The 21,903-nt window shown below is 73.2% G+C and carries 26 protein-coding genes; 17 read left to right on the top strand and 9 right to left on the bottom strand.

The window, feature by feature from the left end; genetic code table 11:
- The first annotated feature begins 42 nt into the window (after positions 1–42).
- From JOF41_RS02180 to JOF41_RS02160, 5 genes are all read left to right on the top strand, one after another.
- Positions 43–843, top strand: coding sequence for an ABC transporter ATP-binding protein (locus JOF41_RS02180; protein ID WP_209615734.1), 801 nt, complete (start codon positions 43–45; stop codon positions 841–843).
- A complete protein-coding gene (locus JOF41_RS02175) occupies positions 830–1,714 on the top strand; it encodes an ABC transporter permease (RefSeq protein WP_189222073.1) in 885 nt (294 codons plus the stop codon). The genes JOF41_RS02180 and JOF41_RS02175 overlap by 14 nt, the downstream gene beginning before the upstream one ends.
- The gene (locus tag JOF41_RS02170) at positions 1,711–2,445 is read left to right on the top strand and encodes a sirohydrochlorin chelatase (protein ID WP_209615732.1); all 735 of its coding nucleotides are present in this window, start codon (positions 1,711–1,713) and stop codon (positions 2,443–2,445) included. Before JOF41_RS02175 ends, JOF41_RS02170 begins: the two co-directional genes overlap by 4 nt.
- Before the next feature lie 61 nt (positions 2,446–2,506).
- Positions 2,507–3,016: a hypothetical protein gene (locus JOF41_RS02165; protein ID WP_209615729.1), complete on the top strand. Its 510-nt coding sequence runs from the start codon at positions 2,507–2,509 to the stop codon at positions 3,014–3,016.
- Between the two features lie 155 nt (positions 3,017–3,171).
- Positions 3,172–3,945, top strand: coding sequence for an enoyl-CoA hydratase-related protein (locus JOF41_RS02160; protein ID WP_209615726.1), 774 nt, complete (start codon positions 3,172–3,174; stop codon positions 3,943–3,945).
- A 13-nt stretch (positions 3,946–3,958) separates the two neighbouring features.
- Here JOF41_RS02160 and JOF41_RS02155 read toward each other — a convergent pair whose 3' ends face one another.
- The 3 genes from JOF41_RS02155 to JOF41_RS02145 are packed head-to-tail and all read right to left on the bottom strand — an operon-like array spanning position 3,959 to position 4,932.
- Positions 3,959–4,216, bottom strand: a complete 258-nt coding sequence (locus tag JOF41_RS02155) for a barstar family protein (RefSeq protein WP_229795280.1) — start codon at positions 4,214–4,216, stop codon at positions 3,959–3,961.
- Between the two features lie 11 nt (positions 4,217–4,227).
- Complete coding sequence (locus JOF41_RS02150) at positions 4,228–4,671, bottom strand: guanyl-specific ribonuclease (protein WP_189222078.1); 444 nt, start codon at positions 4,669–4,671, stop codon at positions 4,228–4,230.
- A 9-nt stretch (positions 4,672–4,680) separates the two neighbouring features.
- On the bottom strand, positions 4,681–4,932 hold the full coding sequence (locus JOF41_RS02145; RefSeq protein ID WP_189222079.1) for a hypothetical protein: 252 nt from the start codon (positions 4,930–4,932) through the stop codon (positions 4,681–4,683).
- 67 nt (positions 4,933–4,999) lie between these two features.
- Between JOF41_RS02145 and JOF41_RS02140 the strand changes: the two genes are divergently transcribed.
- Both JOF41_RS02140 and JOF41_RS02135 read left to right on the top strand, forming a co-directional pair.
- Entirely contained in the window at positions 5,000–5,965 is a 966-nt protein-coding gene (locus JOF41_RS02140; protein WP_189222080.1) for a zinc-binding dehydrogenase, read from the top strand.
- Positions 5,966–6,076: 111 nt separating this feature from the next.
- A complete protein-coding gene (locus JOF41_RS02135) occupies positions 6,077–7,525 on the top strand; it encodes an amino acid permease (protein WP_209615724.1) in 1,449 nt (482 codons plus the stop codon).
- Here JOF41_RS02135 and JOF41_RS02130 read toward each other — a convergent pair.
- Together JOF41_RS02130 and JOF41_RS02125 are read right to left on the bottom strand one after the other, a co-directional pair.
- On the bottom strand, positions 7,514–9,142 hold the full coding sequence (locus JOF41_RS02130; protein ID WP_189222082.1) for a DUF885 domain-containing protein: 1,629 nt from the start codon (positions 9,140–9,142) through the stop codon (positions 7,514–7,516). The genes JOF41_RS02135 and JOF41_RS02130 overlap by 12 nt on opposite strands.
- 28 nt (positions 9,143–9,170) lie before the next feature.
- The gene (locus JOF41_RS02125) at positions 9,171–10,208 is read right to left on the bottom strand and encodes an NAD(P)H-dependent flavin oxidoreductase (RefSeq protein WP_189222083.1); all 1,038 of its coding nucleotides are present in this window, start codon (positions 10,206–10,208) and stop codon (positions 9,171–9,173) included.
- A 67-nt stretch (positions 10,209–10,275) separates the two neighbouring features.
- Between JOF41_RS02125 and JOF41_RS02120 the strand changes: the two genes are divergently transcribed.
- On the top strand, positions 10,276–10,707 hold the full coding sequence (locus JOF41_RS02120) for an HD domain-containing protein (protein WP_189222084.1): 432 nt from the start codon (positions 10,276–10,278) through the stop codon (positions 10,705–10,707).
- A gap of 99 nt (positions 10,708–10,806) precedes the next feature.
- Positions 10,807–11,028 carry a hypothetical protein gene (locus JOF41_RS02115; protein WP_189222085.1) on the top strand — a complete coding sequence of 74 codons (222 nt, stop codon included), beginning with the start codon at positions 10,807–10,809 and terminating at the stop codon, positions 11,026–11,028.
- Positions 11,029–11,085: 57 nt separating this feature from the next.
- Here JOF41_RS02115 and JOF41_RS02110 read toward each other — a convergent pair whose 3' ends face one another.
- On the bottom strand, positions 11,086–11,601 hold the full coding sequence (locus tag JOF41_RS02110) for a winged helix-turn-helix transcriptional regulator (RefSeq protein ID WP_209615721.1): 516 nt from the start codon (positions 11,599–11,601) through the stop codon (positions 11,086–11,088).
- 49 nt (positions 11,602–11,650) lie between these two features.
- On the opposite strand from JOF41_RS02110, the gene JOF41_RS02105 reads away from it, so the two are divergent.
- Positions 11,651–12,496: a ketopantoate reductase family protein gene (locus JOF41_RS02105; RefSeq protein WP_209615718.1), complete on the top strand. Its 846-nt coding sequence runs from the start codon at positions 11,651–11,653 to the stop codon at positions 12,494–12,496.
- Between the two features lies 1 nt (position 12,497).
- On the opposite strand, the gene lepA is transcribed toward JOF41_RS02105, so the two are convergent.
- Positions 12,498–14,342, bottom strand: coding sequence for a translation elongation factor 4 (lepA, locus tag JOF41_RS02100; protein WP_209615715.1), 1,845 nt, complete (start codon positions 14,340–14,342; stop codon positions 12,498–12,500).
- Positions 14,343–14,432: 90 nt separating this feature from the next.
- Between lepA and JOF41_RS02095 the strand changes: the two genes are divergently transcribed.
- The gene (locus JOF41_RS02095; RefSeq protein ID WP_189222087.1) at positions 14,433–14,870 is read left to right on the top strand and encodes a type II toxin-antitoxin system PemK/MazF family toxin; all 438 of its coding nucleotides are present in this window, start codon (positions 14,433–14,435) and stop codon (positions 14,868–14,870) included.
- 66 nt (positions 14,871–14,936) lie between these two features.
- The gene (locus JOF41_RS02090) at positions 14,937–15,527 is read left to right on the top strand and encodes a class I SAM-dependent methyltransferase (protein WP_209615712.1); all 591 of its coding nucleotides are present in this window, start codon (positions 14,937–14,939) and stop codon (positions 15,525–15,527) included.
- A gap of 22 nt (positions 15,528–15,549) precedes the next feature.
- Here JOF41_RS02090 and JOF41_RS02085 read toward each other — a convergent pair whose 3' ends face one another.
- Positions 15,550–16,011 (bottom strand): GNAT family N-acetyltransferase, encoded by a 462-nt coding sequence (locus JOF41_RS02085; RefSeq protein ID WP_189222091.1) that lies wholly within the window; start codon positions 16,009–16,011, stop codon positions 15,550–15,552.
- 121 nt (positions 16,012–16,132) lie between these two features.
- On the opposite strand from JOF41_RS02085, the gene JOF41_RS02080 reads away from it, so the two are divergent.
- Genes JOF41_RS02080 through JOF41_RS02070 form a run of 3 tightly spaced genes read left to right on the top strand, consistent with a single transcriptional unit; the run spans position 16,133 to position 18,154 of the window.
- On the top strand, positions 16,133–17,059 hold the full coding sequence (locus tag JOF41_RS02080) for an SPFH domain-containing protein (protein ID WP_209615709.1): 927 nt from the start codon (positions 16,133–16,135) through the stop codon (positions 17,057–17,059).
- A 1-nt stretch (position 17,060) separates the two neighbouring features.
- On the top strand, positions 17,061–17,378 hold the full coding sequence (locus JOF41_RS38490; RefSeq protein WP_244992877.1) for a type II toxin-antitoxin system antitoxin: 318 nt from the start codon (positions 17,061–17,063) through the stop codon (positions 17,376–17,378).
- Positions 17,375–18,154, top strand: a complete 780-nt coding sequence (locus tag JOF41_RS02070) for a VOC family protein (RefSeq protein ID WP_209615706.1) — start codon at positions 17,375–17,377, stop codon at positions 18,152–18,154. The genes JOF41_RS38490 and JOF41_RS02070 overlap by 4 nt, the downstream gene beginning before the upstream one ends.
- On the opposite strand, the gene JOF41_RS02065 is transcribed toward JOF41_RS02070, so the two are convergent.
- The gene (locus JOF41_RS02065) at positions 18,123–18,923 is read right to left on the bottom strand and encodes a sulfite exporter TauE/SafE family protein (protein WP_209615702.1); all 801 of its coding nucleotides are present in this window, start codon (positions 18,921–18,923) and stop codon (positions 18,123–18,125) included. The two genes, JOF41_RS02070 and JOF41_RS02065, sit on opposite strands and share 32 nt — an antisense overlap.
- Before the next feature lie 139 nt (positions 18,924–19,062).
- On the opposite strand from JOF41_RS02065, the gene JOF41_RS02060 reads away from it, so the two are divergent.
- Positions 19,063–21,345, top strand: coding sequence for a glycoside hydrolase family 3 N-terminal domain-containing protein (locus tag JOF41_RS02060; RefSeq protein WP_209615699.1), 2,283 nt, complete (start codon positions 19,063–19,065; stop codon positions 21,343–21,345).
- Between the two features lie 126 nt (positions 21,346–21,471).
- Positions 21,472–21,732, top strand: coding sequence for a 30S ribosomal protein S20 (gene rpsT / locus JOF41_RS02055; protein ID WP_189222096.1), 261 nt, complete (start codon positions 21,472–21,474; stop codon positions 21,730–21,732).
- The last annotated feature ends 171 nt before the right edge of the window (positions 21,733–21,903 follow it).

Below are 21,903 nucleotides of genomic sequence, written 5' to 3'. Positions count from 1 at the left end.
GACTCAGGCCCAAGTGACTCGGCGCAGGAAGGCAGGCACACCATGACCGCCACGCTCGACACCCCGACCGCCCAGTCCGACACCGCGGCCGCGGTGACCCTGTCGGGGGTGCGCAAGAGCTTCGGCCACGGCGCGCACGCGGTGACCGCGCTCGACGGCGTCGACCTGCGGGTCGCCCCCGGCGAGTTCGTGTGCCTGCTGGGCGCGTCCGGCTGCGGCAAGAGCACCCTGCTCAACCTCGTCGCGGGCCTGGACCAGCCCACCGCGGGCAGCATCGAGCTGACCACCTCGCGCCCGGCGGTGATGTTCCAGGAGGCCGCGCTGATGCCGTGGCTGACCGCCGCGCGCAACGTGGAGCTGCCGCTGCGGCTGGCCGGGCTCAAGCGCGGCCCGCGCCGGGCCAAGGCCAGCGAGCTGCTGTCGCTGGTGCGGCTGGCCGAGGCGGGCGGCAAGCGCCCGCACGAGCTGTCCGGCGGGATGCGCCAGCGGGTGGCGCTGGCCCGCGCCCTGGCCTCCACCCTGGGCAGCGCCGAGGACGGCACGCCCGGCCTGCTGCTGATGGACGAGCCGTTCGCCGCGCTGGACGCGATCACCCGCGACGTGCTGCAGGCCGAACTGGTCCGGGTGTGGCGGGAGACCTCCACGGCGATCCTGTTCGTCACCCACGACGTGCGCGAGGCGGTGCGGTTGGGGCAGCGCGTGGTGCTGCTGTCCTCACGACCGGGCCGCGTGGTGCGCGAGTGGTCCACCGCGGGCGTCACCGGGGCAGCCGACGAGGCCGAGCTGATCTCCGACGTGACGGCCCACCTGCGCGAGGTGATCAGCGGTCATGCCGCAGCCTGACACCGTGGACAACGACCTCGCCGCGGTCGGGGCGGGGCTGGACGCGCTGGACGCGCCGCCGGGCGAGCAGCGCGCGTCGCCGGGCAAGCGGTTCCTGCGCACCGCGCTGCCGCCGATCATCGCGTTCGCGCTGCTGATCGGCGTGTGGCAGGCGCTGTGGGCGCTGGCGTTCTGGCCGGAGTACCAGCTGCCCGCGCCCGCCGCGGTGTGGGCGGCGGTGACCGAGGCGGTGCGCAGCGGCCGGGCGTTCGAGGTGCTGTGGACCTCGGTGCACCGGGCGGTGCTCGGCTTCCTGACCGCGGTGGTGATCGCCACCCCGCTAGGGCTGCTGATCGCCAAGGTGCGGGTGGTCCGCGCGGCCATCGGGTCGCTGCTGACCGGCCTGCAGTCGCTGCCGTCGGTGGCCTGGGTGCCCGCGGGCATCCTGTGGTTCGGCGCCACCCCCGCCACGATCTACTTCGTGGTGCTGATGGGCTCGGTGCCCTCGATCGCCAACGGCCTGGTCTCGGGCGTGGACCAGATCCCGCCGCTGCTGCCGAGGGTGGGCCAGGCGCTGGGCGCGGGCAAGCTCGCGGCGGCCAGGCACATCCTGCTGCCCGCCGCGCTGCCGGGCTACCTGGCGGGGCTGAAGCAGGGGTGGGCGTTCTCGTGGCGCTCGCTGATGGCCGCGGAGATCATCGCCACCTCGCCGCAGCTGGGCGAGGGCCTGGGCCAGTACCTGCACAACGGCGCGTCGCTCAACGACATCTCGATGGTGATCGCGGCGATCTTCCTGATCCTGCTGGTGGGCGTGGGCATCGAGCTGCTGGTGTTCCGGCCGCTGGAGCGGGCCGTGCTGCGGGCGCGCGGGCTGACCGGGGCGCTGCAGTGACCGCCCTGGTGGCCGTGGCGCACGGCAGCCGCGACCCGCGTTCGGCGGCGACGGTGCACGAGCTGCTCGACGTGGTGCGGGCGCTGCGGCCCGCGCTGGACGTGCGCGGGTCGTTCCTGGACCTGTCCGCGCCCCGGCTGGGTGACGTGCTGCGGGCGGTGCGCGGCGACGGGCACCGGTCGGCGGTGGTGGTGCCGCTGCTGCTGGGTGAGGCGTACCACGCGCGGGTGGACGTGCCGGGCGCGGTGGCCGAGGCCCGGCTGCCCGCGCTGGAGGTGACCATCGCCGACGTGCTCGGGCCGGACCCCCGGCTGGAGTCGGCGGCGCTGCGGCGGCTGGCCGCGCGGGGCGTCCGGTTCGGGGACCGCGACCTGGGCGTGGTGCTGGCCGGGGCGGGGTCCTCGCACGCACCGGCCAACGCCGCGGTGGCCGCCATCGCGGCGCGCTGGACGGCCGGGTCGGGGTGGGCCGGGGTGGAACCCGCGTTCGCCGCGTCGGCCGCGCCGGACGTGCCCTCGGCGGTGGCGCGGCTGCGGGAGCGGGGGGCACGGCGGATCGCGGTCGCCTCGTGGTTCTTGGCGCCGGGGCGGCTGCCGGACCGGGTCGCCGCGCTGGCCGGGCCGGAGGCGGTGGTGGCCGAGCCGCTGGGGGCCGACCCGGAGGTGGCGGAGCTGGTGCTGCACCGGTACGCGGCGGCGCTGACCGGGGAGCGGCACACCAGGTCGGCTTGACGGTGAGTGCACGACCGGTTACGAGCAGTGCAGGCGCAGGTGCGATCCTTTGTGGATGCACATGTTCGTCGACGAGTCCGAGCGCAACGGCTACCGCCTGGTGGGCACCTTGTTGGAGCCTTTCGCACTGCATTCCACGAGGACGTTGATGCGCGGACTCCTGCTGCCGGGCGAACGCCGGGTGCACTTCAAATCCGAAAAGGATTCACGACGTAAGGTCGTGGTTTCCCAACTGGTGCGAGCGGGTTTCCGCGTTCGCCTGTACACGCGACCGGGGCGGGGTGAGGCGGTGCGCGCGGAGGTGCTGGAACACCTGGTCACCGATGCCATCGCGCTGGGCGTGACCCGCTTGGTGCTGGACTCGCGAGATGTCGCGAGCAACAAGCGGGACCGGGTGGCGATCGCCAATCGGACCAAGGCCAGGGAAGCCGGACTGGTCTACGAGCACATCCAGGCTTCCGCCGAACCCGCCTTGTGGATCAGCGACGCGGTGGCCTGGTGCCACGGAGCGGGAAGCGATTGGCGGCGACGGGTGAACCCGCTCATCGCGGAAGTGGTTGAAGTCGGCTGAGAAAGCGCGAAGCCCAGGCAGCAACCGTCCGGAAGCGCACCTGGGCTCACTTCCTCCCCCTACTGGGGAAGGCTGACACGAGCTTACCCCATGATCCGCCTCGAAGGGGATGCACGGGCGGGTGAACTGATCGTGCGCCTCGTAGAGTGCGGCCCATGGCAGACGAGCTGGTCCACTACGAGGTGCGGCGCGGCGTCGCGACGATCACGCTGGACTCCCCGCACAACCGCAACGCCCTGTCCGCGCGGCTGCGCCGGGAGCTGACCTCCTGCCTGCGGACCGCGATCGACGACGACGCCGTGCGCGTGGTCGTGCTGACCCACACCGGGCCGGTGTTCTGCTCCGGCATGGACCTCAAGGAGGCCGCGGGCGCGGACGCCGAGCGGCAGGGCGTCAACGAGTTCCCGGCCATCCTGGAGCGGCTGTGGACCAGCCCGAAGCCGGTGGTGGCGAAGCTGGCGGGCCCTGCCCGCGCGGGCGGCGTGGGACTGGTGGCCGCGTGCGACATCGCGGTGGCCGCCGACACGGCCACCTTCGCGTTCAGCGAGGTGCGCATCGGCGTGGTGCCCGCGATCATCTCGGTGACCGTGCTGCCCCGCCTGCTGCCCCGCGCCGCGCACGAGCTGTTCCTCACCGGCGAGACCTTCGCCGCCGACCGCGCCGCGGCCATCGGCCTGATCAACTCCGCGGTGCCCGCCGACCGGCTCGACGCCGAGGTCGACCGGTACACCGGCATGCTCGCGCTGGGCGCGCCCGGCGCGCTGGCGGCGACCAAGCGGATGCTCCAGCAGCCCCGGCCCGCCGAGCTGGGCCCGGCCTTCGCCGACATGCTGGAGCTGTCGGCCAGGCACTTCGGCGGCCCCGAGGGGCAGGAGGGCATCGCGGCCTTCGTCGCCAAGCGCAAGCCCTCATGGGTGCCCGCGGACTGATCCGGGCGAGAGGTCAGCGGTCGGCCACGGTCAGCGTGCGCTTGGCCGCCACCTCGGCGAGGCGGTGCCGGGCCTCCTCCAGCACCGCCCGCACGGCCGGGTCGCCGCCCCGCTCCCAGACCAGCACGTGCTCGCCCTCGGGCAGCCAGGACAGGTCGGTCAGGCAGTCGTAGAGCGCGTCCAGGTTGTGCCCGTACCAGTCGGGGAACTCCAGCGCCTCCCCGATCGCGGCCAGCGCCTCGGCCCGGCCCAGCGCGCCCCGCCGCACCACGTGCCGGTGGATCACCGCGTCACGTCCACGACGACGAACGACTCGTAGTGGTCACCGGTGTAGTACACCTCGTCCCGCTCGCCGGTGACCAGCCGCCGCGCTCCCCGGTCGGGGCTGCCGGGCGTGGGCACGGTGTACTCGCGGTAGTACTCACCCGACTTGGCGGGCAGCCGCCGCTCCCGGTTGTGGAACCGCGCGCCGTCGTGCTCCGGGTGCGGGAACGGGCCGCCCCGGCCGATCAGCTGCCAGGTCCGCGCGGCCTCGGCGGGCAGCCGCGACAGCGGCTCGACCGGCAGCCCGGAGTCGGCGCCGGGCACCCCGGATGCCGGGGCGGAAGTGGCGGGGGCGGAGGTCGGGGCGGTGCTGCCGCCGCCCACGTCCCTGGCGAAGTACCCGACCACGACCAGGGCGATCAGGCCGACGAGGGCGACGGTGAGGCGGCGAGCGGGAGTCACCCGGTCAGCCTACGAACGGCTCCCGGCGTCGGCCTGGCGGGGCTCCCGCACGTCCTCCGGCGAGGCGCCCACCGGCGGCTCGGCCTGCGGGTCGCCGCTGATCCGCGCCGAAGCGTCGTCGACCACCCGGTCGATGAACCGCGCCACGCCCAGGCACGCGGGCAGCAGCACGGCCATGACCAGCGCGAACTGGAAGGGGAACGCGAGCTGGGCGAGCCACAGCTCCACCCCGTCCCACCACTGCGCGATCCCGTCCAGCACACCCCGAGCCTAGTCCCGTGGCGCGGCTCACCGCGCGAGGCCGCCCGGCACCGGTAGGTTCGGCCGCATGTTCGCCGTCTACGCAGCCGAGCCGAGCCCGCAGGACCCACTGGCAGCACTGCGCGTGGGTGAGCGCCCCGACCCGGAGGTCCCCGAGGGCTGGGTGCGGGTCCGGATCAGCGCGGCCAGCCTGAACATGCACGACCTGTGGACGCTGCGCGGGGTGGGCATCAAGGCCGAGCGGTTCCCGATGATCCTGGGCTGCGACGGCGCGGGCGTGCTCGACGACGGCACCGAGGTGGTGCTGCACTCGGTCATCGGCGACCCGGCGTGGACCGGCGACGAGACCCTGGACCCCAAGCGCACCCTGCTGACCGAGAAGTACCAGGGCACCTTCGCCGACTACGCGGTCGTGCCCGCGCGCAACGCGCTGCCCAAGCCCGCGGGCCTGAGCTTCGCCGAGGCCGCGTGCATGGGCACCGCCTGGCTGACCGCGTACCGGATGCTGTTCGTGAAGTCGGGGCTGCGCCCTGGGCAGACGATGCTGGTGCAGGGCGCCTCCGGCGGGGTGGCCACGGCGCTGGTGCAGCTGGGCCGGGCGGCGGGTTTCCGGGTGTGGGCCACCGGCCGCACCGAGCGGAAGCGGGCGCTGGCCGAGTCGCTGGGCGCGCACGCGACCTTCGAGTCCGGCGCGCGGCTGCCCGAGCGGGTGGACGCGGTGTTCGAGACGGTCGGCAAGGCCACCTGGTCGCACTCGATGAAGTCGCTCAAGCCCGGCGGCGTCGTGGTGATCTCCGGGGCGACCAGCGGCGACGCCACCGCCGCCGAGCTGCAGCGGCTGTTCTTCCTGCAGCTGCGCGTGGTCGGCTCCACCATGGGCACCCGCGAGGAGCTGGCGGACCTGCTGTCCTTCTGCGACCTCAACGGGCTGCGCCCGAGGATCGGCCGCGAGCTGCCGCTGGAGCGGGCCGAGGAGGGCCTGCGGGCCATGCTGGACGGCGACACCGCGGGGAAGATCGTCTTCACCCGCTGATCTTCGGCTGATCGGACAACGAACGCCCCGCCGGGTGGTCCAACCGCACAAACACGGTGAGAATCCGCACGCGTACGGTTCGCCGCACACCACTTCACCGAGGAGCGGGCTATGACCTCCGTGCAGGGCGGCTTCGGCCGGGGCAGTGGCGTGTTCCGCCGCAAGCCCATCGAGCAGATCGGCGACGAGGCCGCGGGTTCCGAGTCGCTGAGCAGGACGCTGGGGCTGTGGCAGCTGACGGCCATCGGCATCGGCGGCATCATCGGCGCGGGCATCTTCTCCCTCGCGGGCGCGGTGGCCAACAAGACCGCCGGGCCCGCGGTGCTCATCTCGTTCCTGGTCGCGGGCATCGCCAGCGCCGCCGCGGCCTTCTCCTACGCCGAGTTCGCGGGCCTGATCCCCAAGGCGGGCAGCGCCTACACCTACGGCTACGCGGTGCTCGGCGAGATCGTCGGCTGGTTCATCGGCTGGGACCTGCTGCTGGAGTACACCGCCATCGTGGCCGTGGTGGCCATCGGCATCAGCGGCTACTTCAACGAGCTGCTCGACCTGCTCGGGCTGCACCTGCCCACCTGGATGATGGGCGCCCCCGGCACCGAACCGGACGGGGTCGCCTCGGGCAGCTACAAGGTCGACCTGTTCGCCGCGCTGCTGTGCCTGCTGATCGCGTTCGTGCTCAACACGGGCATGAAGAACGCCGCCCGCTTCGAGACCACGCTGGTCTACCTGAAGGTCGCCGTGGTGCTCCTGGTGATCGTGGTCGGCGCGTTCCACATCAACACCGACAACTACGACCCGTTCTTCCCCTTCGGCGTCTCGGGCGCGCTCACCGGCGCGGCCACGGTCTTCTTCGCCGTCTTCGGCTACGACGCGATGAGCACCGCGGCCGAGGAGTCCAAGGACTCCCAGCGGCACATGCCCAAGGCGATCATCTACTCGCTGGCCATCTCCATGGTGCTGTACGTGCTGGCCTGCCTGGTGCTCACCGGCATGGTCAACTACACCGACGTGGACAGCGAGAGCGCCTTCGCCTCCGCGTTCGCCGACGTCGGCCTGCCCGCGCTGGGCATCGTCATCTCCGTGGGCGCCATCCTGGGCATCACCACCGTGCTGTTCACCTTCCTCATGGGCGCCGCGCGGGTCGGCTACTCGATGAGCCGCGACGGGCTGCTGCCGCGCTGGTTCGCCAGGACCCACCCGGTCAAGCACGTGCCCACCCGCACCACGTGGGCGCTGGGCGTGGCGTCGGCGGTCATCGCGGGCTTCCTGCCCATCGCCGAGGCGGCCGAGCTGACCAACATCGGCATCCTGCTGGCGTTCGTGGTGGTCTGCGTCGCGGTGATCGTGCTGCGCTACCGCAGGCCCGACCTGCCGCGCACCTTCAAGACGCCGGGCATGCCGGTGGTGCCGGTCATCGGCGTGGTGTTCTCGCTGTGGCTGATCACCTTCCTCGCGCCGGAGACGTGGCTGCGGTTCGCGGTCTGGTTCGCCATCGGCCTGGTGGTCTACTTCGCCTACGGCAAGCGGCACTCGCTGCTGGAGCGGTCGTCACGGGACTGACCGGCACCACTGGTCGACCACGTCGGCCAGCACGCCCAGCGGCAGCGGGCCGCCGCCGAGCACCACGTCGTGGAAGGCCCTGATGTCGAAGCGGTCGCCCAGCCGCCGCTGGGCGTCCCCGCGCAGGCGCTGCAGCTCCAGCCGCCCCACCATGTACGACAGCGCCTGCGCGGGGGCTTCGATGTAGCGGTCCACTTCGGACCGGATGTCCACCTCCGGCATCACCGCGTTGGCGCGCAGGTACTCCACGGCCCGCTGCCGCGACCAGCCCAGCGCGTGCAGCCCGGTGTCCACCACCAGCCGGGCCGCGCGCAGCGAGTCCGCCGACAGCATCCCCAGCCGCGCCACGTCGTCGCTGTACAGGCCCATCTCGTCGGCCAGCCGCTCGGCGTAGAGCGCCCAGCCCTCCAGGTAGGCCTCGAAGGCCGCGAACCGGCGCAGCAGCGGCAGCTCGGTGAGCTGCTGGGCCAGCGAGATCTGGAAGTGGTGGCCGGGCACGCCCTCGTGGAACGCGGTCGCCTCGGCGCTGAACCGGTCGCGCAGCTCGGCCTGGTGGGTGTTGACGAAGTAGGTGCCCGGCCGGCTGCCGTCCAGCGCCGGGTCGACGTAGTAGGCCAGCGGGGCGTTGGGCGCGTCGTCCTCGGGCACCGCCGCCACCGCGCAGCGGGCGCCGGGCACCCGGCCGAACCAGTCCACCGCCACCAGCTCGGCGCGCGCGATGGCCCGCTCGGCCAGCGCCAGCATCTCCGCCGCGTCCGCCCAGCGCAGCGCCGGGTCGGCCAGCAGCCGCGCCCGCACCCGCGCCGCGGGCACCGGGCCGAACACCCGCGCCCCGATCTGCTCGTACTCCCGGTCCAGCGCGGCGAGCAGCTCCAGCCCGGTGCGGTGCAGCTGCTCGGGGGTGTGCTCGGTGGTGGTGCGCACGCGGACCAGCTCGGCGTAGCGCTCGCGGCCGTCGGGCAGCCAGCACAGGCCCGGCTGGTCCTCGCCCCGGCCGCGCGGCGCGATCTCGGTGACCAGCAGCTCGCGGTAGCGGGCGAACGCGGGCCGCACCGCGCCCGCCAGCAGCTCGTCCCGCTCGCGCGCCGAGCCCTCGTCCAGCTCCGGCTTGCGCAGCGGGTCGCCACCGGGGTCGGCGAGGTAGCGGTCCAAGCGGGCGACGGCGGCGGCGACCAGGTGCGCCAGCGGCCGCCGGTCGGACGCGCGCTGCCTGCGGCCCAGCGCGTCCAGGTAGTCCGGGATCGCGGCCAGCCTGGTCAGGTAGTCGCGCCTGGCCCGCTCGTGCCGCGGCCGCACCAGCGACATGCCCGTTAACAGCAGCGGCACCGGCGCGTTGAGGCCCTCGGCGTAGGTGTGCTCGATCAGCCGCGCGTCCAGCTCGCCCACCACGCCGCGCGCCTGCTGCGCCACCACGGCGCGGGTGACCGGGTCGTCGTCACCCGCCTCGGCGAGCCGGGCCAGTTCCAGGGCCCTGCGCCTGCTCGACGCCGCCGCTTCGGCGCCGGGGTCGGGCAGGCGGTCGTCCCAGCCGGGCACGCCGATCAGCGTGGCCATGATCGGGTTGTCGTCCAGCACCAGCGTGAACAGGTCGTCGGCGAGCTCGCGCGCTGTGGTCATCCCGACATTCTGACCACAGGAACCGTTGCTACAGCGGTGAAATCCGCGTGATTGCATCGGAAACGGCTTGGCGCGCCTCAAGGTGCAGCCGTTGTACGACTTCTGCGGCGGGCGCCGGGCGGGCCAGGGAGTAGGTCTGCCCGGCCCACAGCGACATCAGCTCGGGGTCGCCGGTGGCCCGCACGGGCTTGGTGAGGTGGTGCACCTCCGGGTAGGCGGCGGGCGCCTGCCCGGTGTGCCTGGTCAGGAACCGGTTCACCAGCCCGCGCGCGGGACGGCCGCTGAAGGCCCTGGTCAGCGCGGTGGGGCGGGTGCCGTCGACGAGGGCCCTGCGGTGCGGCGGGGAGGTGCCCGCCTCCGGGCAGAGCAGGAAGGCGGTGCCCAGCTGGGCGGCCACCGCGCCCGCGGTGACCACCGCGGCCACGTCCGCGCCGTGCACCAGGCCACCGGCCGCCACCAGCGGCAGGTCCACCGCGGCGCGGACCAGGCGCAGCGCGGCGAGCACGCCGAGCAGCTCGCCGCCGCCGGGCGAGACGCCGTCGTCGGCCAGCGTGCCTCGGTGCCCGCCCGCGTCCGCGCCCTGCACGCACAGCACGTCCGCGCCGATCCGCGCGGCCTGCGCGGCCTCGGCGGCGGTGGTGACCGTGACCACGACCAGGGAGCCCGCCGCCTTGAGCCTGGCCACCTCCCGCACCAGCGGCAGGCCGAAGGTGAACGAGACCACCGGGACGCGCAGCGCGGTCACCAGCTCCAGCTTGGCCGGGTACTCGTCGTCGTCCCAGTGCGGCGTGCCCGGTTCGGTGCCCGCAGTCTCGCGCACCCGCTCGCGGTAGCCGCTCAGGTCCGCGCCCGACGCGGTGCCGGGCACGAACAGGTTGACCCCGAAGGGCCCGGAGGTCAACGCGGTGGTGGCGGCGATCTGGTCGGCGAGCGCCTCGGCGGTGAGCAGGCCGCCCGCCAGGAAGCCGAACGCGCCCGCGCGGGTGACCTCCGCGACCAGTTCCGGGGTGGACGCGCCGCCCGCCATCGGCGCGGCGATGACCGGCACCCTCAGTTGGTCCAGCATGGCCAGACGATAACCGGAACCGGGCGGTCCCGCCCCCACCCGCGCAGCGGGTGTGACCATGGTCGGCATGGCTTTCACCGTGGCGGACGCGGTCCGCATCGCCCGAGCGGCGCACGAGGGACAGGTGGACAAGTCCGGACGCCCCTACATCGGCCACCCGCTGCGCGTGATGGAGCGGGTGACCGGCGACCACGCCCGGATGGCCGCCGTGCTGCACGACGTCGTGGAGGACACCGGGGTCAGCGCCGCCGACCTGCTCGCCGCGGGCTGCCCGAGGCCGGTGGTCGACACCGTCGTGGCGCTGACCCACCTGCCCGGCGAGTCGCAGGAGGACTACCTGTCCCGCGTGGCCGCCGACCCGGTGGCCGTCGTGGTGAAGCGCGCGGACATCGCCGACAACACCTCCCCGGAGCGCATGGCGCGGCTCGACGCGGCGACTCGGACACGCCTGCGCGACAAGTACGCACGTGCGCTTCAACTGCTCGACACCTGCTCGTGACCTTTGCGGCGGAAGTCACGTCCGAGATCGCCACCCAAGCCCCTGAAGTGCGGCATCATGGAGGTGAACCGATCCAGATAGATCGACCCGAAAGGCGACATGACCACGGCTCTCAAGACCGTTCGCACGTACTTCGCCACGCGACGGGCACTCCGCAGGCGTCACGCGGAGCTGGCCCGCGAGCTGGCCGCCTACGACACCCCCAGCGCCCGGATGGACCTGGAAGCCATCCTCGCCCGCCACTCGGCGCACGAGGCGCGGGAGCTCGAAGCGATCCTCCGCCGCCAGGCTCAGGACCGGCTGATCCGCGACCACAGCTGATCGCCGCACTTGTGAGGGCCTTCAGGACAGGGACGTCCTGAGGGCCCTTTCGCATGTTCAGGCGGGGGCGGGCGGCAGCCGGTCCCGCTTGGCGGGGTGCGCCCGCTCCGTGGCCGCGTAGCGGAACTCGTCCGGGGTGATCGGCTTGCCGGTGCGGCGGTCGACCAGCACCGGGTCGGCCACCTGCCCGGTGGCCGCGTCCACCAGCCGCACGGCGCCCTGACGGTCCGCGTGCCGCCGCCCCCAGGCGGCCATGGCCTCCACCACCGGTTGCAGGTCGCGCCCCCGGTCGGTCAGCACGTACTCGTCGCGCGGTGGGCGCTCCTGGTAGCGGCGGCGGACCAGCAGGCCCGCGTCGACCAGCTCGGTGAGCCTGCGGGTCAGCGAGTTCGGGGAGATGCCCAGGCTGCGCTGGAACTCGTCGAAGCGGGTCAGCCCGTGCAGGGCATCGCGCACCACCAGCAGGCTCCACCACTCGCCGACCTGGTCCAGCGCCTGCGCGGTGGGGCAGTCCATGTCCCCGAAGCTCTTGTGCCGCACGGCGAACCCCTCGACTTCCGTTGTGGAAGCCACTGTACCGCGCTAAGGTCACTTCCACAGTGGAAGCGACTGGGAGGCGACTGTGGCGAAGATCGGCGTGCTCGGACCGGGCGGAGTCGGCGGGGTGCTGGCGGCACGGCTGGGCACCGCGGGCCACGAGGTGACCGTGGTGGCCACCGACCGCACGGCGGCCGAGATCACCGCGCGCGGGCTGGTGCTCCGCGCGCCCGACGGCGAGTCGGTGACCCGGCCCTCGGCGCGGCCCTGGTTGGCCGAGCCGGTGGACGTGCTGTTCGTGGCGGTCAAGGCGACCGACCTGCTGCCCGCGCTGCAGCGGGTGCCCGCCGCGGTGCTCGGCGGCGCGACGCTGGTGCCGCTGCTCAACGGCGTGGACCACCCGAAGCTGTTGCGCGCCCTCTACCCGGCGGCGCGGGTGGTCGCGGCCAGCATCGCGGTGGAGGCCGTGCGGCACCGGCCGGGCGTGGTCGAGCAGCTGTCCGGGATGGCCGACATCGGGGTGGCCGACCCCGATGTCGCCCGCCTGCTGCGGGCCGCCGGGCTCACCGTGGCCGAGCACCCGGACGAGGTGACCGTGCTGTGGCGCAAGCTGACCTTCCTCGCCCCGCTGGCCCTGGCCACCACCAGCGCGAACGCGCCCATCGGCGAGGTCAGGGAGAGCGGCGCGCTGCGCGCCCTGGTCGACGAGACGGCGGCAGCCGCCGCGACGCGGTCCGTCGTGGTGGACGCGGACGCCGTGGAAGCCCGGCTGCACGCCATGCCGGACACCATGCAGTCGTCGATGCTGCGGGACTTCCGCTCCGGCCGCCCGCTGGAGCTGGACGCGATCGCCGGACCGGTGCTGCGCGCGCTCGGCGTCGACAAGGCCACCGCCACCGCCGCCGCCGTGCGCGCGATCCTCGACGCCTGAACTACTTCTTGCCCTTGTCCTTGCCGGAGTCCTCGGTCGACAGCGCGGCGACGAAGGCCTCCTGGGGCACCTCGACGCGCCCCACCATCTTCATCCGCTTCTTGCCTTCCTTCTGCTTCTCCAGCAGCTTGCGCTTGCGGGTGATGTCACCGCCGTAGCACTTGGCCAGCACGTCCTTGCGGATCGCGCGGATCGTCTCGCGGGCGATGACCCGCGAGCCGATCGCGGCCTGGATGGGCACCTCGAACTGCTGCCGGGGGATCAGCTCGCGCAGCTTGGTGGCCATCTTCGTGCCGTAGCCGTAGGCGTGGTCCTTGTGCACGATGGCGCTGAAGGCGTCCACCGCCTCGCCCTGCAGCAGGATGTCGACCTTGACCAGCTCCGCGCTCTGCTCGCCCGCCTCCTCGTAGTCCAGCGAGGCGTAGCCGCGGGTGCGGGACTTCAGCGCGTCGAAGAAGTCGAAGATGATCTCGCCCAGCGGCATCGTGTAGCGCAGCTCGACCCGGTCCTCGGAGAGGTAGTCCATGCCGCCGAGCTGGCCGCGCTTGGACTGGCACAGCTCCATGATCGCGCCGATGTAGTCGCTGGGCGCGATGATGGTGCACTTGGTGACCGGCTCGTAGACCTCGGCCCGCTTGCCCTCCGGCCAGTCCGACGGGTTGGTCACCACGTGCTCGGAGCCGTCCTCCATGACCACCCGGTAGACCACGTTCGGCGCGGTGGAGATCAGGTCAAGGCCGAACTCGCGCTCCAGCCGGTCGCGGGTGATCTCCAGGTGCAGCAGGCCCAGGAAGCCGCAGCGGAAGCCGAAGCCCAGCGCCGCGGAGGTCTCCGGCTCGAAGGTCAGCGCGGCGTCGTTGAGCTGCAGCTTCTCCAGCGCCTCGCGCAGCTCGGGGTAGTCCGAGCCGTCCACCGGGTACAGGCCCGAGTAGACCATCGGCTTGGGCTCGCGGTAGCCGGCCAGCGGCTCGGTCGCGCCCTTGCGCTCCGCGGTCACCGTGTCGCCGACCTTGGACTGGCGGACGTCCTTCACGCCGGTGATCAGGTAGCCCACCTCGCCGACGCCCAGGCCCGCGCTGGGCTTGGGCTCCGGGGAGATGATGCCCACCTCCAGCAGCTCGTGGGTGGCGTTGGTGGACATCATCCGGATGCGCTCGCGCGGGGTGATCCGGCCGTCCACCACGCGGATGTAGGTGACCACGCCGCGGTAGGTGTCGTAGACCGAGTCGAAGATCATCGCGCGGGCGGGCGCGTCGGCCTGCCCGACCGGCGCGGGCACCCGCCGCACCACCTCGTCCAGCAGCGCCTCCACGCCCAGACCGGTCTTGGCGGAGACCCGCAGCACCTCCTCCGGTTCGCACCCGACGATGTGCGCCAGCTCCTTGGCGTACTTGTCCGGGTCGGCGGCGGGCAGGTCGATCTTGTTGAGCACCGGGATGATGGTGAGGTCGTTCTCCATCGCCAGGTACAGGTTGGCCAGCGTCTGCGCCTCGATCCCCTGCGCCGCGTCGACCAGCAGGATCGTGCCCTCGCACGCCTCCAGCGCGCGGGAGACCTCGTAGGTGAAGTCGACGTGGCCCGGCGTGTCGATCATGTGCAGCACGTGGTCCTGCCCGTCCAGCTGCCAGGGCAGGCGCACGTTCTGCGCCTTGATCGTGATGCCGCGCTCGCGCTCGATGTCCATGCGGTCGAGGTACTGCGCGCGCATGGCCCGTGCCTCGACCACGCCGGTGAGCTGCAGCATCCGGTCGGCCAGGGTCGACTTGCCGTGGTCGATGTGCGCGATGATGCAGAAGTTCCGGATCAGCTCCGGAGGCGTGAACGTCTGGTCGGCGAACGTGCTCACTCAGGTTCCTCGCACAAGAAGGACGGGGGATCGCCTCATCATCTCACGTCGCGCGGGGTGGAGGTCCCGCGTGGCCCTTAAGCTGCGCGGGTGCACGCCAACGGTGAGGACCCCCGCCCCGCGAAGGGCGCGGTCCGCGAGATCCACTCGGCCGCCGCCGCGGCGACCCTGGAGTACTCCCCCGACCTGGACGGCCTGGCCGATCCTGGCGAGGTCGTGTGGGCGTGGGTGCCCTACGAGGAGGACCCGAGCCGGGGCAAGGACCGCCCCCTGCTGGTGGTCGGCAGGCGCCGCCGGGCGCTGCTGGCCCTCATGCTGACCAGCAGGGCGCCCGACCGGTGGGAGGCGGGCGACAGCCTGGACCTGGGCGTGGGCCGGTGGGACCGCGACGGCAGGCGCTCCTACCTGCGGCTGGACCGGGTGTTCGAACTGGCCGAGGACGACATCCGGCGGGAGGGCTCGGTGCTGGAGCCGGAGCGGTTCTCGCTGGTGGTGGACGCGCTGCGGGAGCGCCACGGCTGGCGCTGAGCGGTCGGGGGAGATCTCCGGGGCATCCCCGATGCGGCGCGCGGCCCGCGGTGGTGCCCTGGAGCCATGACGAGCAAGCTGGGCAGGGCGTTGGACCTGGCGTTCGGGCACCCCCGCGGCAAGGTGGGCGAGCTGGGCGGCCGGGTCATGGCCAAGGTGAACGCGAAGGTCGAGCAGCACGTCGTGGATGTGCTGCGACCGACCCCGCAGGAGGTCGTCCTGGTGGTCGGCCCCGGTCCCGGCGTGGGACTGCGGCTGGTGGGCGAGCGCGCGCTCAAGGCGATCGGCGTGGACCCCTCGCAGGTGATGCTGACCGAGGCCGGGCAGCGCTGCGCCGACCTGGTGGCCTCGGGCCGGGTGGAGCTGCGCGAGGGCACCGCCGCGCGCACCGGGCAGGCCGAGGACTCGGTGGACGCGGTGGTGTCGGTGGACAACCTCCAGCTGTGGGACAACCGGCCCGCCTCGTTCCACGAGCTGCGGCGGGTGCTGCGGCCGGGCGGGCGGCTGCTGGTGTCGGTGCAGCGCTGGCAGCTCGACGTGTCCGAGTACGCCCTGATCCAGGAGGCGGAGCAGGCCGGGTTCGGCGACGTGCGGACCTCGCTGCAGCAGCACGGCGGTCTGACCCCGCCCTCGGTGCAGCTGTTCGGCACGGCCTGATCGCAGCGGGCGCGCCTGCCCGTCACAACGCGAGCGCCATGCGCACGTGCACCGGCTCGCCGTCGGAGAGGCCGACCTCGCGCCAGCCGCGCCGCCGGTAGAACTCGCGGGCGCGGGTGTTGGGCTCGAACACGTCCAGGTGCGCCGTGCTCACCCCGCGCCCGCGCCACGCCTCGACGCACGCGCGGTGCAGCGCGTCGCCGACGCCGTGCTCCCAGCGCGCCGGGTCGACCTGGAGCTGCAGCAGCTCCCCGGCGTCCGTGGCCAGGGCGAAGCCCGCGATCCGGCCGTCCAGCTCCGCGCACAGCCAGATCAGGTCGGCACCGGCGAAGGTGTAGCCCCTGGACCGCGCCGCGGCCTCCCACTCCGCCAGCTCCGACTCCGGCAGGTGGCCCTCGTAGTAGCTGCGCCGGGCGCGGACGTGCACCTCGACGACCTCCGGCGAGTCGGCCGCCGTGGGCGGCCTGATGTCGATGTTCCCCATTACCCGTGGACGCGCGAGGGCGGTCGGCGTTGCCTCGTGCGGCTTGCCCCGACGCCTAGCAAAGTGATATCACTTTGCTAGGCGGCCACGGCGGCCGCCGGGACTTCGACAGGGGTGGGACATGAGCGCGACGACGACCGAGGCCGTTGTGCGGATGCCGTCTCCCGCGGTGCGGGAGCGCGAGGCGACCGGGTTGCCGGGGGTCACCGGCTTCCTGATCGGGATCGGGGTGATCGCCCTGGGCGTGGCGGCGCTCCTGCTCGCCCTGCTCCCCGAGCCCTCCGACCCGTCGGTGCCGCTGCTCGTGGTCAGCGCGCTGCTGCTGGCCGCGGGCTCGGTCTGGCTGGGCGGGCTGTTCACCGTCGCGCCCGGTGAAGCGCGGGTGCTGCAGTTCCTCGGCCGCTACACCGGCACGGTGCGCCAGGACGGCCTGCGCTGGGCCAACCCGTTCACCACCAAGGACAAGGTCTCCACGCGCATCCGCAACCACGAGACCGCCACGCTGAAGGTCAACGACGCCGACGGCAACCCGATCGAGATCGCCGCGGTCGTGGTGTGGCAGGTGGACGACACCGCGCGGGCCAAGTTCGAGGTGGACGACTTCGTGCGGTTCGTGGGCATCCAGACCGAGACCGCGGTGCGGCACATCGCCACCAGCTACCCGTACGACAACCACGACGAGGCGGGCCTGTCGCTGCGCGAGAACGCCGACGAGATCACCGAGACGCTGTCGATCGAGATCGCCGCGCGGGTGCAGTCGGCCGGGGTGAGGGTGATCGAATCGCGGCTGACCCACCTGGCCTACGCTCCGGAGATCGCGCAGGCGATGCTCCAGCGGCAGCAGGCGGGCGCCATGGTCGCGGCCCGGCAGCGGATCGTGGAGGGCGCGGTCGGCATGGTGGAGCTGGCGCTGGCCAGGCTGGCCGCGCACGACGTGGTGGAACTGGACGAGGAGCGCAAGGCGGCGATGGTGTCCAACCTGCTGGTCGTGCTGTGCGGCGATCGGGCCACACAGCCCGTGGTCAACGCCGGGTCGCTGTACCACTGACGTGGTCGAGCGCAAGAGCGTCCTGCTCCGCTTGGACCCGGCCGTGCACGACGCGCTGACCAGGTGGGCCAACGACGAGCTGCGCAGCACGAACGCCCAGATCGAGTTCCTGCTGCGCCGCGCGCTCGCCGAGGCCGGTCGGCTGCCCTCCGGGGCGGCCGACCAGCCGCGCCGGGGCAGGCCGCGCAAGAGCGCGAACGGCGACCGGGACAGCGGTTCGAGTGGCGGGACCGCCGAGCGGGTGACACGGTCTTCCGCGAAGTCCGCCGAGGAGTCCGCCGGGAGATCCACCGAGGAGCCCGCCGAGGAGGCGCCGTGACCGAGCTGACCGAGCCGTACCCGCAGGGCGCCCCGTGCTGGGTCGACATGATGAGCACCGACCACCGGGTCACCGCCGAGTTCTACGCGGGCCTGCTCGGCTGGGAGTTCGAGGTCGGCGGCGCGGAGTCCGGGCACTACGCGATGGCGCTGGTGCGCGGCAAGCCGGTGGCGGGCGTCGCGCGGATGCCCCCGGACGCCCGGTTCCCCGTGGTGTGGACCTCCTACCTGGCCACCGACGACCTGGACGAGTCGCTGGCTCGGGTGGCCGCGCACGGCGGCCAGGAGCTGGTGCCGGTGTTCGACACCGGCGGCCCCGGCCGCGGCGCGGTCGCGGTCGACCCGACCGGCGCGTCGTTCGGGCTGTGGGAGGCGGGCACGCACATCGGCGCGTACCTGGTGCGCGAGCCTGGCGCGCTGTGGTGGAACGAGCTGGCCACCAGGGACCTGGCGGGCGCGTCGGCGTTCTACCGGGACGTGTTCGGCCTGGAACCCCAGCCGGAGCCGGGGATGCGGTACAGCAGGCTGGCGCTGGGCGGGCACCCGGTGGCCGGGGTGTTCGGCATGGACGCGGAGATCCCGCCGGAGATCCCGCCGCACTGGATGACCTACTTCGCGGTCCCCGACGCCGAAGCGGCCGCGGCGCGGGCCGCCGAGCTGGGCGGGGTGGTGGTGCACGAGGTGGTGCGCTCGCCGTTCGGCTGGTTCACCACGCTGGGCGACCCGCTGGGCGCGACGTTCCGGGTCATCCAGCCGCCACCTTCCAGCCGAGGCTGACCACCAGCGCCACCACGACGGTGAGGAACACCCGGCGCACGAACCTCGACCCGCGACGCACCGCCAGCCGGGCGCCGAACACCGCGCCGGTCGTGTTGCACACGGCCAGCAGCAGGCCCAGGCCCCACAGCACCTTGCCCGCCGGGATGAAGTACATCAGCGCGCCGAGGTTGGTGGCGACGTTGACCACCTTGGCCGTGGCCGAGGCGCGCAGGAACGCGAACCCGACCAGGCCGACCAGCAGGAACACCAGGAACGCCCCGGTGCCCGGCCCGGCGAGGCCGTCGTAGAAGCCGATCACCGCGCCACCCAGCGCCATGACGGCGACCTGCGCGGACCGCGCGAACCGCAGTACCTCGCCCACGCCCAGCCGCGGCTTGCGCCACGTGTACAGGCCCACGCCGACCAGCGCGACGAGCACCACCGCGTTGAGCACGTCGGGCGCCAGCGAACCCGCGAACGCCGCACCCCCCACCGCCCCGCCGAAAGCCGCCAGCGCCATCGGCAGCGCGGACCACCAGTCCACGGAGGTCTGCGCGGTGTAGGTGCGCACCGCCGCGGTGGTGCCGACGACCGCGGCCACCTTGCTGGTGGCCAGCGAGTACAGCGGCTGACCGCCCGGTCCGACCAGCAGCATGGCGGGGAGCTGGATCAACCCGCCCCCGCCGACCACGGCGTCCACCGCCCCGGCGAGCGCGGCGGCCAGGCAGAGGAACAGCAGTCCGGCGAGGCTGACGTGGCCGAACCCCGGCCAGTCGAGGGCTGTCATCACTCGAACAGCCTAATAGGACATCCGTATTGCTATTCCTTCTGGGAGCGCTACCGGAATCGGCCGTTCAGGTCTGGCGTGAGGCCGCTCACCTGGTCAGGGTGGAGGACCTGGGCGCACCCGATCGCAGGAGGTTGCAGTGTGGCACTCGCGAAAGCGCACGCTGGGCGGCGCGCTGGCGGCACTGGCGTTGGTCAGCACCCTCGCGCAGGCCAGCAGCACGGCCGAACCCGATGACCGGCGGCAGGTCTACCTGGACGCGAGCGCCCCGACCGACCGGCGCGTGGACGACCTCCTGCGGCGGATGACGCTGGAGGAGAAGGCCGGGCAGATGACCCAGATCCGGGTCGGCAAGCTGCGCGGCGACTGCCAGTGGACCAACGGCCCGCTGCGCGAGGACTGCATGAAGGCCGTCCTGGTCGACGCCAAGGTCGGCTCGATCCTGTCCGGCGGCGGCGACGCCCCGATCACCAACACCCCGCGGGCGTGGGCCGAGATGACCAACGCCGTGCAGAAGTACGCGCTGGACAACAACCGGCTCAAGATCCCGGTGCTCTACGGCGCCGACGGCGTGCACGGGCACAACAACGTGCTCACCGCCACCATGTTCCCGCACCAGATCGGCGTGGGCGCCACCTGGAACCCGGCGCTGGCCGAGCAGGTGGGCGCTTCCACCGCCAAGGCGATGCGCGCCACCGGCGCGTTCTGGAACTTCGCACCGGTCTCCGACATCGCCCGCGACACCCGCTGGGGCCGCTACTACGAGACCTACGGCGAGGACCCGGTGCTGGCCGGAATGCTGGCCGCGGCGAACGTGCGGGGCCAGCAGGGCGCCCCGGACGGGACCGCGCGGCTGACCGCCACCGCCAAGCACTTCGCCGGGTACTCCGAGCCCGCCAACGGGCACGACCGGGTGCCCGCCCACCTGCCCGTGCGCTACCTCCAGGACACCGTGCTGCCCGCCTTCCAACCCCAGTTCGACGCGGGCGTGGGCACCGTGATGATCAACTCCGGCGCGGTGAACGGCGTGCCCGTGCACGCCTCCAAGCACATGCTCACCACCCAGCTGCGCGACCGGATGGGCTTCCGCGGCGTCGCGGTCACCGACTGGGAGGACATCCGCTACCTGGTCACCCGCTACCGCGTCGCGGCCGACTACCCCGAAGCCGTCGCGATGGCGGTCAACGCGGGCGTGGACGTGGCCATGGAGCCCTCGGAGGCGGGCGAGTTCACCAAGGGCGTGGTCGACGGCGTGCGCCGCGGCGCGATCAGCGGCAAGCGGGTCGACCAGGCCGTGCGGCGCGTGCTGAAGCTGAAGTTCGACCTCGGCCTGTTCGACAAGCCGTTCGTGGACCCCGCCAAGGCCGACGCGATCGTCAACGGCGCCGACCGCGACCTGGCCCGCCGCGCCGCCGCCGAGGGGGCCGTGCTGCTGCGCAACGAAGGCGTGCTGCCGCTGTCCACCGGGGCGCGCAAGCTCGTGGTGACCGGCGACACCGCCGACTCGGTGCCGCGCCAGCTGGGCGGGTGGACGGTGGGCTGGCAGGGCGTTCCCAACGGTTCGCCGCTGCCGCCCGCGACCACCGTGCTGCAGGGCGTCCGCGCCGCCGCGCCCACCGCCGACGTGGTGAGCGCCCCGACCGCCGCCGACGCGGTGGCCCAGGCGGGCGACGCGGACGCCGTGATCGTCGTGCTGGGCGAGGCCCCCGCCGCCGAGGGCGTCGCCGACACCGAGAACCCCGCGCTGACCGGCGAGCAGCAGGCGCTGGTGGACGCGGTGCGGGGCACCGGCAAGCCGGTGGTCGTGGTGCTGCTCACCGGCAGGCCCCTGGTGCTGGGCGCGGCCGCCGACGCGGGCGCGCTGGTGGCGGGCTGGCTGCCGGGCAGCGAGGGCGGCCACGGCATCGCCGACGTGCTGTTCGGCAAGGTCAACCCCAGCGGCAGGCTGCCCGTGTCGTGGCCGAAGACCGTCGGCGACCAGCCCTTCTCCTACGACCAGCTGCCCGGCCCGAACGGCGGGGAGAGCTCCTCCTACGACCCGGCCTACCCGTTCGGCCACGGCCTGTCCTACACCACCTTCACCACCTCCGCGCCCAGGCTGAAAGCCACCGAGGTGCGCCGCGACGGCCGCGTCGAGGTCACCGTGACCGCGGCCAACACCGGCTCGCGGGCGGGCGAGCTGGTCGTGCCGGTGTACGTGCACCAGCCGGTGAGCAAGGTGCTCGTGCCCGACCAGCGGCTGGTCGGGTTCACCAAGGTCGCCCTGGCCGCGGGCGAGCAGCGCGCGGTGACCGTGGCCTTCGACGTGCGGCGGCTCGCGGTGACGCCGGGGGACGTGGACGCCTCCGGGTCGCGGGAGGTCGCCACTGGTCGCTACGAGGTCGTGGTGGGCGGGGCGCGGGCCGGTTTCACGGTGCGGTGAACTGGCCTGATACTCTTGTCCGCCGTACCGCGCGGCATTCCGCTGTGGAGGAAACCGCCCCTGACCGGGCGGCGCCGACGAGAAGGCGCGGTACGACTCCGAACCGAGGAAAAGGGTGGCTTTCGCGTGGCGAACATCAAGTCCCAGCTCAAGCGGATCAAGACGGCGGAGAAGGCGCGGCTGCGCAACAAGGCCGTCAAGTCCTCGCTGAAGACCGCGATCCGCAAGTTCCGTGAGGCCGCCGAGGCCGGTGACAAGGAGAAGGCCATCGCGCTGGCGCAGGAGGCCTCCCGCAAGCTCGACAAGGCCGCCTCCAAGGGCGTCATCCACGCCAACCAGGCCGCCAACAAGAAGTCGGCCCTGGCCAAGCGCGCCAACCAGCTCTGAGCACCGGCTGCCCAGCAGCCTCCGCGAGCGCCGCTTCCCCACGCGGGAGGCGGCGCTCGCCGCGTTCGGCCCCACCCTCGTCCCGCGAGTCGAACCCTCAGAACCCCCGAGTTCAACGCTCAGAACGGCCACGCCCGTCCCCGGTGTCACCCACCTATGGGCGTGTTGGGC

The organism is Saccharothrix coeruleofusca, from assembly GCF_017876325.1.
Lineage (GTDB): Bacteria > Actinomycetota > Actinomycetes > Mycobacteriales > Pseudonocardiaceae > Actinosynnema > Actinosynnema coeruleofuscum.
Note: the sequence above shows the minus strand (reverse complement) of the source record. Positions and strands in the feature narration are given on the sequence as shown.

Excerpts from the sequence above, each read along its gene's own strand:
- JOF41_RS02180 (WP_209615734.1), top strand. The coding sequence starts at position 43 with ATGACCGCCACGCTCGACACCCCGACCGCCCAGTCCGACACCGCGGCC.
- JOF41_RS02175 (WP_189222073.1), top strand. The coding sequence starts at position 830 with ATGCCGCAGCCTGACACCGTGGACAACGACCTCGCCGCGGTCGGGGCG.
- JOF41_RS02165 (WP_209615729.1), top strand. The coding sequence starts at position 2,507 with ATGTTCGTCGACGAGTCCGAGCGCAACGGCTACCGCCTGGTGGGCACC.
- JOF41_RS02160 (WP_209615726.1), top strand. The coding sequence starts at position 3,172 with ATGGCAGACGAGCTGGTCCACTACGAGGTGCGGCGCGGCGTCGCGACG.
- JOF41_RS02140 (WP_189222080.1), top strand. The coding sequence starts at position 5,000 with ATGTTCGCCGTCTACGCAGCCGAGCCGAGCCCGCAGGACCCACTGGCA.
- JOF41_RS02135 (WP_209615724.1), top strand. The coding sequence starts at position 6,077 with ATGACCTCCGTGCAGGGCGGCTTCGGCCGGGGCAGTGGCGTGTTCCGC.
- JOF41_RS02130 (WP_189222082.1), bottom strand. The coding sequence starts at position 9,142 with ATGACCACAGCGCGCGAGCTCGCCGACGACCTGTTCACGCTGGTGCTG.
- JOF41_RS02125 (WP_189222083.1), bottom strand. The coding sequence starts at position 10,208 with ATGCTGGACCAACTGAGGGTGCCGGTCATCGCCGCGCCGATGGCGGGC.
- JOF41_RS02120 (WP_189222084.1), top strand. The coding sequence starts at position 10,276 with ATGGCTTTCACCGTGGCGGACGCGGTCCGCATCGCCCGAGCGGCGCAC.
- JOF41_RS02115 (WP_189222085.1), top strand. The coding sequence starts at position 10,807 with ATGACCACGGCTCTCAAGACCGTTCGCACGTACTTCGCCACGCGACGG.
- JOF41_RS02090 (WP_209615712.1), top strand. The coding sequence starts at position 14,937 with ATGACGAGCAAGCTGGGCAGGGCGTTGGACCTGGCGTTCGGGCACCCC.
- JOF41_RS02085 (WP_189222091.1), bottom strand. The coding sequence starts at position 16,011 with ATGGGGAACATCGACATCAGGCCGCCCACGGCGGCCGACTCGCCGGAG.
- JOF41_RS02080 (WP_209615709.1), top strand. The coding sequence starts at position 16,133 with ATGAGCGCGACGACGACCGAGGCCGTTGTGCGGATGCCGTCTCCCGCG.
- JOF41_RS02065 (WP_209615702.1), bottom strand. The coding sequence starts at position 18,923 with ATGACAGCCCTCGACTGGCCGGGGTTCGGCCACGTCAGCCTCGCCGGA.